Source organism: Algoriphagus halophilus (assembly GCF_900129785.1).
Lineage (GTDB): Bacteria > Bacteroidota > Bacteroidia > Cytophagales > Cyclobacteriaceae > Algoriphagus > Algoriphagus halophilus.
Window position 1 is genome coordinate 2,723,366 of record NZ_FSRC01000001.1, and the last position, 14,346, is coordinate 2,737,711.

A 14,346-nucleotide genomic window follows, 5' to 3' on the forward strand; every position below is an offset into this window, starting at 1 on the left:
TACCTTATTTTGAGTATTCTAAGATAAAAGAATATTAGTTCTCGATCATACATGAACCAAATATCTAATATATCCATTTTTTGCTTTCTGCTTTTAAGTCAATGTTATGCACAGGATAAGCGGGCAGATTATTACAGTTTCCCCTCCCATTACTCTTTGGAAAATGTGGAAAAATTCAATCTCTCCAATGATCTGGAAGAAATCTCTGGGTTGGAATGGATCAATGAACAAACTCTTTGGGCGATTGAAGACGAGTCTTCTGTCATTTTTGAACTAAACCCGAACACGGGCAAAATCACGGATAAACAAAAGTTTGCCAAAAACAAGGACATTGAAGATCTCATGATCCTAGAAAATGATGCCTGGGTCCTTCAAAGTAATGGAAACCTCTACCAAGTGGAAGAACCATTAACCGAATATAGTAACACGACTCTCCATAAATTCCCCATACAAGAGAAACGAGATTTTGAGGCATTGATCAAATCTCCGGACGGACCTCTCATTTGGATTTTTTGCAAAGTCTGTAGCTGGGATAAAAACTCCAATAAATCCTCAGTTTTTGCTTTCAATTTAGAATTGATGAGTTTTGAAGAGGAGGCCAATTTTATTCTTAAGAATGAGCAATTGGAACCATTATTAAAGGAAGATGATTTTAAGAAAGTCAAAATGCAACCATCTGCTATTGCTTTCCATCCCATCGAAAAAAATTACTATCTCTTATCGTCAAGTGACCACTGGCTTATGGTATTAGATCAAGAATTTAACCCTATTGGCTTTCATCATTTAAACCCGGCTCTTTTCAAGCAACCGGAAGGGATTACTTTTTCCAAAGACGGGACACTCTTCATTTCGAATGAAGCCCGGGATGGCCGACCCAATATTCTTATATTCCCATATCAGCCATGAAAAAGCTGTTTCTCTCCATAATTACTTTTTTCTGGATAGTTAGTTCCTATGCCCAGGAAGCTGACTTAAAGTTCAGGCTTTATTTAATTGGAGATGCAGGGGAATTAGAAAACAAACATCATCCAGTTGTAGAAAAAGTAAAACAAAAGGCGCTATCGGAACCGAATTTATCCACTCATATCCTCTACCTAGGAGATAATATTTATCCATTAGGCATGCCATCAATTAGTGATGAAGACCGACCAGAGGCAGAGGGCATATTGAAAACTCAGCTTGATTTATTTTCTTCTATTTCCGGGAAAATCTGGATGGTTCCAGGAAATCATGATTGGAAAAAGGGAAAGTCTGAAGGTTGGAATAGGGTATTGTATGCTGAAGAATATATTGAAGACAATTATTCTTCTGAAAAAGTCAATTTAGTCCCTTCAGGAGGTTGCCCCGGTCCATACATTACCTTACTTGATTCAGAAACATTATTAATTGCCTTTGATAGTCAATGGTGGCTACATTCCAAAGACAAACCAGGCGTTGAATCCGATTGTGAATTCAAAACCGAAGAGGAAATTTTAGCTTCACTGGCCTATACCTTGGAAGAGAATCAAGATAAAACCATTGTATTTGCCATGCACCATCCCATGCGCGCTTATGGACCGCATAATGGGGCATATAGCTGGAAAGACCATCTTTTCCCTTTAACAGCAGCCTCAGAAAACCTGTATATTCCTTTACCTATAGTCGGTTCCATCTATCCATTGTATAGATCTTGGTTTGGAGATATTCAGGACATACCTCATCCTAAGTATGAAGCCATGATCAAAGCACTGGACCGGCTTTTTGATTCACATCCCAATGTCATTCAAGTTGCTGGCCATGAACATGGGCTTTTTTATACCAAAGAGGGAAATACCCATTATGTGGTGAGTGGGGCGGGAGCAAAAAACACCTATATCAAAAAAAATAACCCAGCGGAATTCACCTATCCACAACAAGGGTATGCCACTTTGGATTTTTATGAAAACCATCAGGTAAAGCTCACTTTTTTTGACCCTTTAAAAGAAGCTCCCCTATATGAATCTGAACTGATCCAGCCATTTGCAGATAACCCTGAAGAGTTACAATTATTTGACAGAAATCTTCCAAAAGAAATAACCGAACCCATTTCATTACAGTACTTGCATGGGAAGGCATACCAGGCATTTTTAGGCACTAACTATCGGGAAACCTGGGCAATTCCAGTTACTTTTCCTTCTTTGGATTTGACTCAGGCAAAAGGAGGCCTCAAGATCACCAAAAGAGGGGGTGGCATGCAAACCCGTTCACTCCGATTGGAAAATCCGAATGGAAAGGAATTTGTATTGAGGTCCATCAACAAATATCCTGAAAATGCTCTTTCCGTTCCTCTGAGGCAGACCATAGCCAAGGAAGTTGTTCAAGATCAAATCTCATCCTCTCATCCCTATGCAGCCATGGCGGTTGCCAGGCTAGCTGATGCAGTTGGAGTGATTCATACCAACCCATCTATTGTGTACTTACCCGATGACCCCTTGTTAGGAGTTTATCGAAAAACCTTTGCGAACCAACTCTATCTCTTCGAAGAGCGGGAAATTGGCCATTCGGATGATCCCCAAGACATTGAGTTTTTCAGCACCGACAAGATGTTGAAAAAAATCAAGAAGGATAATGACAACCAGGTAAATCAAAAGGAAGTGCTCAAAGCAAGGATTTTTGACCTTTGGATTGCGGATTGGGACAGACATGATGATCAATGGAGATGGGTTGGAGAGAAAAATAAAGGTGATTGGGAATTTAAACCCATGCCAAGAGATCGTGATCAGGCATTCTTCCTGAATGAAGGCTTCTTTCCAAAACTGGCCAGTAGACCTTGGTTGAACCCTAAATTCCAAGGTTTCGGTTATGAGCTGAAAAATGTAAATGGGTTCATGTTTAATGGTCGATATTTTGATCGTAGCTTTTTGAATAATCTGGAACAGAAGGATTGGGAAAAGGTACTGGACAACATGCTTCCCAAACTTATAGAAGAAGAAATCGATCATGCATTGGATGCTTGGCCTGATACGGTCAAAAAACATGACGGTGATGAAATAAAAGCAAAACTGCTGCACAGAAAAACCTGGCTCAAAGCAAAATCTCTGGAATACTACCGTTTTTTAGCTTTAGATGTCAATGTGGTCGGCTCTAATAAAAACGAGGAGTTTGAAGTCAAACATTATCCAGATGGAAATGTAAAAGTGGAAGTTCGCAAGATTAGTAAATCAGGCAATCTAAAGCAGAAAATATTTGACCGAACTTTCCTTCCGGATGAAACCAAAGAAATTCGACTCTATGGCCTGGAAGGGGAAGACAAGTTTATATTTGAAGGAGAAGGACCTGGAGATATCAAAATCAGAGTCATCCCAGGGAAAGGTGAAAAGGATTATGAGGATCATGCTGAATTGAAGAAAACCTCCCAGTTAATCTACCAGGCCAAAAAGGACAATACTCCAATCCAAACCGGTAAATCTTCAAAAATAATCAAAGCCTACCACCCCAATCTTTTAGAGTATAATAGGAAGGAATTTAAATATGACAAAGTGATGCCCTTAGCATCCGTGGAATTCAATCAAGATGATGGAATATTCTTTGGAGCTGGAATTTTATGGGAAAAGCAGGGTTTTAAAAAAGAACCTTATGCCATCAGACAAAGCTTAAAAGGGAACTGGGCCTTTAAAACCAATGCTTTTAACCTGGACTATGAGGGGCATGTGGTCGATGTTTTAAATAACTGGGATTTAGTATGGAAAGCAGATATAAAAGCCCCAGACTATGCCTTCAACTTTTTCGGCCAAGGAAATGAATCCACTTATAACCCAGAAAATTTTGAGATCCGCTATTACCGAGCACGTTTTAGCTGGTATGAATTATCTACCGGGCTTCAAACTAACCTAGGAGAAAGTGGGACATTAACCATTGGACCGCATTATCAGGTGTATCGATTTGATCCAGATGACAATGACGGAAAATTTATAACAAGTCCTGAGTCTGGCTTAGACCAGGAGGATATTGATCAGGCCAAATTCTATTCAGGGATTACTGCTCAGGTCAATTTCGACAAAAGGGATAATGAGCATATACCTACCCGTGGTTTCCTTTTTCAAAATCAGCTTAAAAGAAGTTGGGGATTAAATGAGGCTTCCAATAGTTTCACTCGATTTAACACGGAATTAGCCTTGTATTGGTCATTCAATTATCCTTCCAGAATGGTGTGGGCTACTCGTTTTGGAGCAGGTAAAAATTGGGGAAATTACGCCTATTTCCAAGGTCAAATCCTAGGTGGTATGGATAATTTAAGAGGATTTCGCCGATACCGCTTCAATGGAAAAGCCGTTGCCTACAATAATACAGAAGTAAGGATTCAAGTTTTCAACCTTAAAACTTACATTTTGCCAGCGACCATAGGCCTGTTAGGATTTCATGATATCGGCAGAGTTTGGATGGAAAACGAAAAATCCAATAAATGGCACAACACCTTTGGTTTGGGAATATGGCTCGCACCCCTAAACCAAATCGTTGCTACCCTATCTCTAGGTTTTAATGATGAAGAAACCTTACCCTTCTTTTCTTTCGGCTATCAATTTTGAGAAAATCTCTGGATTCTCATGAATCCTTTCTTTGACTGTGACCCGAATCGCTTTCATCCCATATACCCCCTGCATTTCTTCCAACTCCAACTCTTCCACTTCTTTGGTCAAGAGATCCTTATTCTGAAGGTATTTGATAAAATCCAAGTACTCACGAGCCTCTTTCTCCTGAGCATAAACTATTGCAATTTTACCGGGCTGGTTCAAACGTTCTCTAGTACCTTTTACCAAAGCCTTATCAATGCGCTTTTTGATAATTTCATATCGAATGTTGTAGGCTCCCTCCACATCAAATTTACGTTCATCCAACCTAAAACTGATCGAAATCGGAGTGCTATGAGCCAAAATCATTTGGGTCACATCCAATGGATGCTCCAATTCATTCTTTTGACGGGCAACCAAATGAACTGTTTCGATTAAGGTCTGTAATTGCCAAAGCCTTAGATTCTTTAAATACAATGGATCATACTTCTGGTCTTTGACCAAAGATTGTCCGATGTAAATGTTATACTCTATGCCATCCGTTTTGAATTTTTCAAAATAATGAGGAAACATTTGCTGTACCTTGGCTTCTTCTTTTTCAAGATAGTTACCAATGACTTGATTTATTTTGGCAAGGCTTTGCTCGAAAGACTTCCTATTGGTACTTACCACTCCCAATTTAGGATCCAAAGCTTCAAAGTAAGTATTTACATCCCCTTCAAGATCTTCAAAATTATTCTTTAGGTAGTTAAATGCCGGCTCTAGGTCAAAATGAAAAAAGTCTGTGATTTTCACCTCTTCATCGCTGACCAACATGAAGTTAATTCTCTTTTCAAACTCCTCAATTTGATCTATTAATCGATCCAACAACGGAAGAAAATGAACTTCTTTCGCTTTCTGCAAGACCTTTCTTGCTAAGGCCAGCTGCACCTGAAAATCATCATGAATGGCATTGTTCCTCTCCACAGAGGAATTTTTTACATCCACAGCCGCATATAATGGGTAGACATCATTAAAAACAATGGGTTTGATTTCTGGGTTTTGGCCTTCCTCTTCCTCTAATACATATTCCAATGCGATCTCGTCAAACTTCCACTCTACTACAGGATGTATTGCGGTGAAATTTTTCCGTATGATACTTTTGATTTTTTGATCCAACACCTCAGCTTGCCTGTTAAGTGCCAAGGAAAGGGAGGGAGCTAAATAATCCAAAGTCACTAACATCAATGGATCAAAGGTCTGCTCCTGGAAAGCGCATACTTCCAAAACACCCACCAAATCTCCATTATGCCTCAAAGGGTACAAAATAATTTCCTTGACCCCCATCTCATTCAACTTCACACCCAAAGGCAATTTTTCTCTTGCCACATCCAAATCATTCAAAAAAATCGGTTTTTCAACTGTTGACAACAACTCCAATACGGCCTGGTAACTTTTTTCACAACCTTCTCCACACAGGTGTTTGATCAAATAACTATAAGCGAGCCTGCTTTCAGTCATCACCATCCTCCCATTGATGGTTTGCAAAACCGCCAGCCCTACTTTTATCCCTGGCTTTCCTAACAAGCTTTTCACGGAATCTTCTACAATTTCCATAAAAGACTCTGCAGTCACCTGTTCTTGATTCAAAACAGCTTCATTGAGAGTCGCCACACTTTGAGCGACGGTAAGGTCCTGAGCCTCCATTAGAATAAAGCCATGGAATTCAAACATCTCCAATGGCAATAATTCCATCCATTTTTCTACGTCGTAATGATTGGGCTTATTGCTGGAACAAAATTCTGACTTTCGCTTGATTTCAGGAAGGGGAATCTTAGGAACTACCTTTACAAACTGAGAATTGATTTGGATTTGATAATGTCTGGTAAAGCCTTCAGAACTGGGAACCTTAAAGACCAGGGGGTAAATCTCATTGATTTTGATCCCATAAAGTTGGTCGAGGATCAATGCATAGACATGAAGCATTTTATGAAAAAAAATCCGCTCCTCATTGAGGTTATAAGGGATCTTTACCTCTCCTTCAGGAGTCAAAAATTCCTTTTTGAAGGCAGGAGTACAATAAATCGGGTTATAATCGAATGGCTTTGACAAGCCCAACACTCTATTTTCCTCCTGACCTGATAAGGGAAAAAGTGAACTTAAGATCAAACTAAAACCTAGCTTGTTTTTTTCTTTCAATACATCTTCTCTCTCGATGGGAAATTTGCTAAGATCAGGATAATCCTTCATTCGTTTCAAATAATCTTGATACAAACAAGTACTTGGGTTTTCCTGATCACTTAGCTTTTCCCACTGTTCAAAAAGCAGATTAAAGTCTAAAAATGAATTAAACTTTAAATCGGAAAGCATTTTTTCACTTTTCATACTAAGTTCGATGTGTTATAGAAATTAACTTATTTTCAGCAAATAAGTTCCATTAACGAGTCCAATCTTAATCTTCACTTGGTTTTATTGCTAAATCCTCAATAAAATAGGTTTTTCTTCTTATTATACAGTGATTTCTTTGGAGTTGTGGCCTTCAAGAGAAATTCTATATTTGCTCAGTTGATAATCAATAAATCCAATTTAGTATTACGAATTTGTATGGAAAACGCGCTTATTTATTTGGTCCCAGCATTGGGAATTTTAGGCCTCATCGTAATGGCCATAAAATCTTCCTGGGTTACGAAACAAGAAACAGGAGATAAGACCATGGTAGAACTGGCAGGCTATATCGCCGATGGTGCCATGGCATTTCTTAGGGCAGAATGGAAGGTACTTGGTTACTTTGCAGTCATTGCCATGATTCTATTGGCATGGTCAGGAATGATGGTCGAAACATCAAGCCCAGTCATTGCCATTTCATTTTTAATTGGTGCTTTTTTCTCGGCTTTTGCAGGATTTATCGGTATGCGTATCGCTACCAAAGCGAATGTACGAACTACTCAGGCTGCAAGAACAAGCCTGAAGCAAGCCCTCAAAGTGTCATTTACAGGGGGATCTGTCATGGGACTGGGAGTTGCAGGACTTGCCGTATTGGGGTTAGGTTCTCTGTTCATTTTCTTCTACCATTTATATGTACAGAGTGTAGGAGCTGGAGTAAATGACGTCGAGATGGAAAAAGCCTTGGAAGTATTGGCAGGCTTCTCTTTGGGTGCAGAATCCATCGCATTATTTGCAAGAGTAGGTGGCGGTATCTATACTAAAGCTGCTGACGTAGGAGCAGATTTGGTCGGAAAAGTCGAAGCAGGAATCCCTGAAGATGATGTGAGAAATCCGGCCACCATTGCAGACAATGTGGGAGACAATGTAGGAGATGTTGCAGGCATGGGAGCTGACCTTTTTGGATCCTATGTTGCGACGATCCTAGCCACCATGGTATTGGGACGGGAAATTGTCTCTGAGGATGCATTTGGCGGAATTGCCCCTATTCTATTACCCATGATTCTTGCGGGATTGGGAATTGTGTTTTCTATCATCGGAATGGCATTCGTAACCATTAAAGATGAAAAAGGAGATGTTCAAAAAGCATTGAACATGGGAAACTGGTCTTCTATCATCCTTACGGGCATTGCTTCCTTCTTTATTGTGCAATACATGCTGCCCGAAACCCTTTCAATCAGAGATTATCCGTTTTCCAAGATGGACGTATTTTATGCCATCATTCTGGGATTGATCGTCGGAACCTTGATGAGTATTATTACAGAGTATTATACTGCGATGGGTAAAAGACCTGTCCTATCGATTATAAAGCAATCCGCTACAGGACATGCCACCAATATTATTGGCGGCTTATCTGTAGGAATGGAATCCACTGTATTACCTATTTTGGTATTAGCTGGAGGAATCTACGGAGCTTATGAATTTGCAGGACTGTACGGAGTGGCGATTGCAGCTGCAGGTATGATGGCGACTACGGCCATGCAGTTAGCGATTGATGCATTTGGCCCCATTGCAGACAATGCCGGAGGTATCGCGGAAATGAGCCAACTTCCGGAAGAGGTAAGAGGTAGAACAGATATTTTAGATGCAGTGGGGAACACCACAGCAGCGACCGGAAAGGGCTTTGCAATCGCTTCAGCGGCATTAACTTCTCTGGCATTATTTGCAGCATTTGTTGGAATCGCAGGAATTGATGCCATTGACATCTACAAAGCGGATGTATTAGCAGGGCTTTTTGTAGGAGGAATGATCCCATTTATTTTCTCCTCTCTTGCCATTGCGGCAGTAGGTAGAGCTGCCATGGACATGGTGAATGAAGTTCGAAGACAGTTTCGGGAAATCCCAGGAATCATGGAGTATAAAGCAAAGCCTGAATATGACAAATGTGTTGAAATCTCCACCAAAGCTTCCATTCGGGAAATGATTGCTCCTGGAGCAATCGCATTGATCACTCCGATTATCGTAGGTTTTATTTTCGGACCAGAGGTGTTGGGAGGTTTGCTTGCAGGCGTGACCGTTTCTGGAGTTTTGATGGGCATGTTTCAATCCAATGCAGGTGGTGCATGGGATAATGCCAAAAAATCCTTTGAAAAAGGTGTGGAAATAGATGGGGAAATGTATTACAAGAAATCAGAACCGCACAAAGCTTCTGTTACAGGTGATACGGTTGGAGATCCATTTAAAGACACCTCTGGACCTTCCATGAACATCTTGATCAAATTGATGTCCATCGTGGCATTGGTCATTGCTCCTCACATAAGTCATGTTTCTCATGGTTCAGAAATGGCTGAACGAGTTGAGGTAAAAAAAGAAATCAAATATGAGGATGGAAAGAAGATCGTAACGGAAACAAAAAAAGTAATTCATTAAAACCACCAACCTTTCATGTAAAGCCACTTCAATTAGAAGTGGCTTTTTTTGGACTAAAAAGACTGAACCATCTATTTGATGCAGTTATTCAAAATATATTACTGCATAAAATGGCAAAAGCAAATATTATTCGAATAACACCCATTTATTATTTTTTTCATAAAAATTACCTCTCATTTTTTGATTTTTGACACCTATAATCGTTAAATTAAAGAATTATCTTTATTGAGAGGTTCCAAAAATGTGCACTTTCAGTACAAAATAGAATTTTGATCGTATTTCTTGATTTTTACAGAAAAATACAAAACACATTGATTATCAGTATTTTATTTAAAAAGTAGATTTTTAAGCAAGATTTCTTGCAATCAGCACTCATTAAAAACAGTAAAAAACGGCAACACTTTTAAAATCAGCACGATGAATACAAACTTTATTATTAATCCTAAACCAAAAAACAAATGAAGAAAAGCTACTCGATGACTTTGCTTTTCCTTTTTGGCTTTTTGATCAGCATATCCACCTATGCGCAACAAACGGTCCGAGGAAAAGTAACCGCCCAAGAAGATGGGCAAGCACTCCCTGGTGTCAGTATAGTGATCCAAGGGACTACCACTGGTACCGTCACAAATATTGACGGTGAATATTCTATCAATGTACCCAACAGTGAATCTGTATTGGTCTTTTCATTTATTGGGTTTGAAACACAAAACGTAACGGTTGGTGCAAGCACTCAATTAGATGTGAGCTTGGCTACCTCAACTTCTGACTTAGATGAATTCATTGTGACAGCCTTCGGTATTTCCCAAGAGAAAAAAGCCTTGGGTTACTCGGCTCAGAGTATCGATTCTGAAGCGATCACCACTACCAGACAACCAAATGTGGTCAATGCGCTTCAAGGCCAAGTGGCAGGTGTTCAAGTCACCAACTCCGGAGGCGCACCTGGCCAGTCTGCAAGAATCATTATCAGGGGGATCAACTCCTTAGACCCCAGCGCAGACAACCAACCCCTATTCGTAGTTGATGGGGTTCCTGTTGATAATTCTACTGTAGAATCAACAGGTACACCTAGAGGAATGACGAATAGAATTGCGGACATCAATCCAAATGATATTGAGACAATGTCTGTCTTAAAAGGTGCGGCAGCGACCGCGCTATATGGTGTTCGTGCTGCCAATGGTGCCGTGATCATCACCACCAAAAAAGGGAAATCCGGTCAAATGCAAGTAAACATTTCCAGCTCCTTTGGTGTGGATGAATTGGTTAAAAAGCCCAGACTTCAAGATCAATATGGTCAAGGATTTAGTGGAGAAAGAAATGACTCCAGTTTCTGGCCTTCCTGGGGAGCTAATATCGCCGAGGAGAATGACCCTACCTATGTCTATCAAGACAACTGGACGAATGCATTCAATACAGGTAAAACTTTTGACAACAGTATCAATATTTCCGGAGGTAATGACAAAGCCACTTTCTACGGTTCTTTTGGTCGCTTAAATCAAGAAGGTATCATTCCATTTTCCACTTGGGAAAGAACCACTGCCAAACTATCCGGTACGGTGAAAGCCAGTGAAAAATTCAATTTCTCAGGTTCTTTCAATTACTCCAACTCAGGAGGTAACAGAGTTCCTCATGACAGATTCCTGGAACGTATGATGTATTGGTCAGAAACTACAGACGTAACGGACTACATCAACGAAGACGGGACCATGAAAACTTATGGGAATACCAACCCCATTTATGATGCTCGATTTGCCACTTACGAGGACAATGTCAACCGTTTGATCGGGAACCTAAATTTAAATTATAGCCCTACTGATTGGCTCATGTTCTCTTACCGGTTAGGAACCGACTTCTACAGTGATAGCAGAACTGAAATCACTCCCGGTCCGATGGGAATTGACGGAGAACAACCTTTGAGCTCTCAAGGCTCCATGGAAGAAACCAGAATCAACAGCAGAGATTTAAACTCCAACTTCTACATCACTTTGAAGAAGCAATGGAACGAAGATTGGAATACACAATTGAGGCTAGGGAATGATGTATTTGAAAGAAAATACGATCGTGTTTCAGCTTCTGGATCCAACTTCGTAATTCCTGGTTTTTATAACCTGAGCAATACCAGCCAGATTTTTGCAAGTCAAGGCAAAAGCATCCGAAGACTCGTGGGTTTTTATGGAGACTTAATGGTGGATTACAAAAATTTCTTGTTCCTGAATATTACAGGAAGAAATGACATCTCCTCCACCCTTCCTAAAGACAACAATTCCTTCTTTTACCCTTCGGTCAATCTAGGATATGTATTTAGCGAAAGCTTTGATCTTCCATCCTGGTTCACTTTCGGGAAATTAAGAGGTTCTTGGGCGCAGGTAGGTAAGGACACCAACCCACATATTTTGGGCGCTACCTTTGTTTCTCCTTCCATATTCCCATTGAATGGTCAAGTTGGCTTCTCTAAAAACTCCGTATTTGGAGATCCTAATTTGAAGCCAGAAAGAACTACTTCCATTGAATTTGGTACGCAGCTCGCTTTCTTCAATAATCGATTGAATTTTGACATGACGTATTACAAATCCAATGCAGCAGATCAGATTATCCCTGTTCCAATTTCGGATGCTACTGGATTCTCCTCTTACATCACCAATGCGGGTGAAATTGAAAACAGGGGATTCGAATTTGTCATTGGAGGAACTCCTGTAGAAAGAGGAGATTTCCGTTGGGATGTAACCGCCAACCTAACTACCAACAAAAACGAAGTGAAATCCATTCGAGAAGGAATTGATCAAATCGTGGTAGGAAGTCAATTTGGTTATGCAGGTAGTACTGTTACCATGATCCTAAAAGAAGGTCAAGCCTACGGAAATATCTACGGAGCATCTTATGTTCGTCCCGATGCGGATCCGGATTCAGAAGTATTGGACAGAAGTTTGCCAGTATTAATTGGGTCCAATGGATTCCCGGTTAGAACAGGAAGCCAGCTGATTTTAGGTAATGCGGTTCCTAAATTTTTTGGAGGGTTGAGAAACCAGTTCACCTATAAAGGTTTAGAACTTTCCTTTCTAATAGACTTCAGAACAGGTTTAGAACAATATGATCAGTTTGGAAACTTCTTATCGGCTTTCGGAAAGCAGGAAGATTCTGAAAGAAGAAATGACATCGTCGTTTTCCCAGGAGTGTTGGAAGATGGTTCCCAGAACACCAAAGAAGTTTGGCTGGGCCAAGGGGAAGGGCCTGATGGAGTGAACTATGGAGCAGGCTATTGGAGAAACTATTACAGAGGATCTTCTGAGAATTTTGTCAACGACGCTAGTTTTATCAAACTAAGAAACATCACGTTGGCTTACAGTTTACAGCCTCAAGTCTTGGAAAAAACTCCATTCAGATCTCTTAGAGTTTCCTTAGCAGCTAATAACATCATCCTTTCCACTCCTTGGGATGGTTTTGATCCGGAATCCTTCTCCTCAGGAGCAGGAGGCAATGCAATCGGATTCACCGGATTAGGTTTTCCAGGTGTACAGAGCTATTACTTCACTTTGAATTTAGGACTCTAACCACTAAACCAACAGAAAGATGAAATTTAAGAATAAACTAAAAACGATAGTGGGAGCATCCTTGATTCTAACAGCTTCAGCTTGTGAATCCTATCTGGATGTCAATGAAAACCCCAACAATCCGCAAGACGCGCCGATCTCTGGTCTGATGACCAACATCACTTATGAGACAAGTCTTAATGTATACCGGGAAGGTAGCGCAGTCAGCAATTATGTACAGTACTTAGCATCTCCTAACCCAAGCAGCGGTTCAGATACCATGGAACCCCTTAACTTCAGCAGTCTCTGGTTTAGCCTTTACAATGTAATGACTGACCTGAACGAAATGAATTTAAAGGCAGAAGAAAGTGGAGCAGCCCATTACTTGGGAGCTGGTCAAATCCTAATGGCTTTAAATCTAGGAATGACGGTGGACTTCTTTGGAGATGTACCTTTCTCTGAAAGCTTCAACTTCACGACGGTAACGCCTGCCTATGACAACGATGAAATGCTTTATGGAGAGGTTCTCAGTTTACTAGACCAGGGTATCGCCAACTTAAACCTGGAATCTACCTCCTCCATTGGAGCGGATGATTTTATTTATGGCGGGGATATTGACGCTTGGAAAAAGCTAGCATATAGCTTGAAGGCTAGATATTTACTTCATACCAAAGGGACTTCTACTTACAATGCTTCAGAAGTATTGACAGCGGCAGCCAATGGATTTTCAAGTAATGCCGATGATGCTACTGTTACCTTTTTTGAGCAGCGATTCAATCCTTGGGCTTCGGTTGCCATCAATAATGCCAACCTTTTATTGGGAGGGTGGATTTCTGAGCAATTTATTGAAGCACTGGATGGAACTTCCTACCCTACGGTTGACCCAAGATTAAAATTAATGGTAGGAACGACTGATGAAGGTGAATTTATTGGTACTGTGAATGGAGCAGGTCGTGGTGATGCTCCTGAACAAGGCGCAAGATCCACTTTGATTGAAGGTCAGTTTTATACTTCCACTCAAGCACCACTATTGATTGCAACTTATGCTGAATTAAAATTCATTGAAGCGGAAGCAGCATTCGAATCTGATAAAGCAACAGCCTATGAAGCTTATTTGGAAGGAATCAACGCCCACATGGATATGTTGAGTGTAGATCAGGATGAAAAGGCAGCCTATTTGGCGGACCCAAGTGTAAGTATGGGAGCAGATGCATTGACTTTGGATGATATTTTCAAAGAAAAATATGTGGCGTTATTCCTGCATCCTGAAACCTGGAACGATGCCAGAAGATTTGACTATGGATACAAAAACATGACCACTCCAGAAAACTTAAACCCTGATTTAGGAGGTGAGTTTATCAGAAGATTGGCCTATCCTGATAGTGAAGTAAGTAGAAATGGAAACAACGTTCCTTCTGTTTCTTTACTGGACAGAATCTGGTGGGACCAGTAATCCTTTAATTATAAACCTAAGTCTCCTATCCATTCGATAGGAGACTTTTTTT

General features: G+C 40.4%; 6 protein-coding genes. 5 read left to right on the top strand and 1 reads right to left on the bottom strand.

Annotated features, from left to right (window positions below; genetic code table 11):
- The first annotated feature begins 51 nt into the window (after positions 1–51).
- Both BUR11_RS11350 and BUR11_RS11355 read left to right on the top strand, forming a co-directional pair.
- Positions 52–906, top strand: a complete 855-nt coding sequence (locus BUR11_RS11350) for an SdiA-regulated domain-containing protein (RefSeq protein ID WP_074224924.1) — start codon at positions 52–54, stop codon at positions 904–906.
- Complete coding sequence (locus BUR11_RS11355; protein WP_074224925.1) at positions 903–4,544, top strand: BamA/TamA family outer membrane protein; 3,642 nt, start codon at positions 903–905, stop codon at positions 4,542–4,544. Before BUR11_RS11350 ends, BUR11_RS11355 begins: the two co-directional genes overlap by 4 nt.
- On the opposite strand, the gene BUR11_RS11360 is transcribed toward BUR11_RS11355, so the two are convergent.
- A complete protein-coding gene (locus BUR11_RS11360) occupies positions 4,512–6,890 on the bottom strand; it encodes a GAF domain-containing protein (RefSeq protein ID WP_074224926.1) in 2,379 nt (792 codons plus the stop codon). The genes BUR11_RS11355 and BUR11_RS11360 overlap by 33 nt on opposite strands.
- A gap of 219 nt (positions 6,891–7,109) precedes the next feature.
- On the opposite strand from BUR11_RS11360, the gene BUR11_RS11365 reads away from it, so the two are divergent.
- The 3 genes from BUR11_RS11365 (at position 7,110) to BUR11_RS11375 (ending at position 14,294) form a co-directional block, all read left to right on the top strand.
- On the top strand, positions 7,110–9,317 hold the full coding sequence (locus BUR11_RS11365; protein WP_074224927.1) for a sodium-translocating pyrophosphatase: 2,208 nt from the start codon (positions 7,110–7,112) through the stop codon (positions 9,315–9,317).
- Between the two features lie 458 nt (positions 9,318–9,775).
- On the top strand, positions 9,776–12,862 hold the full coding sequence (locus tag BUR11_RS11370; RefSeq protein WP_074224928.1) for a SusC/RagA family TonB-linked outer membrane protein: 3,087 nt from the start codon (positions 9,776–9,778) through the stop codon (positions 12,860–12,862).
- A 19-nt stretch (positions 12,863–12,881) separates the two neighbouring features.
- Complete coding sequence (locus tag BUR11_RS11375) at positions 12,882–14,294, top strand: SusD/RagB family nutrient-binding outer membrane lipoprotein (RefSeq protein WP_074224929.1); 1,413 nt, start codon at positions 12,882–12,884, stop codon at positions 14,292–14,294.
- The last annotated feature ends 52 nt before the right edge of the window (positions 14,295–14,346 follow it).

Excerpts from the sequence above, each read along its gene's own strand:
- BUR11_RS11350 (WP_074224924.1), top strand. The coding sequence starts at position 52 with ATGAACCAAATATCTAATATATCCATTTTTTGCTTTCTGCTTTTAAGT.
- BUR11_RS11355 (WP_074224925.1), top strand. The coding sequence starts at position 903 with ATGAAAAAGCTGTTTCTCTCCATAATTACTTTTTTCTGGATAGTTAGT.
- BUR11_RS11360 (WP_074224926.1), bottom strand. The coding sequence starts at position 6,890 with ATGAAAAGTGAAAAAATGCTTTCCGATTTAAAGTTTAATTCATTTTTA.
- BUR11_RS11365 (WP_074224927.1), top strand. The coding sequence starts at position 7,110 with ATGGAAAACGCGCTTATTTATTTGGTCCCAGCATTGGGAATTTTAGGC.
- BUR11_RS11370 (WP_074224928.1), top strand. The coding sequence starts at position 9,776 with ATGAAGAAAAGCTACTCGATGACTTTGCTTTTCCTTTTTGGCTTTTTG.
- BUR11_RS11375 (WP_074224929.1), top strand. The coding sequence starts at position 12,882 with ATGAAATTTAAGAATAAACTAAAAACGATAGTGGGAGCATCCTTGATT.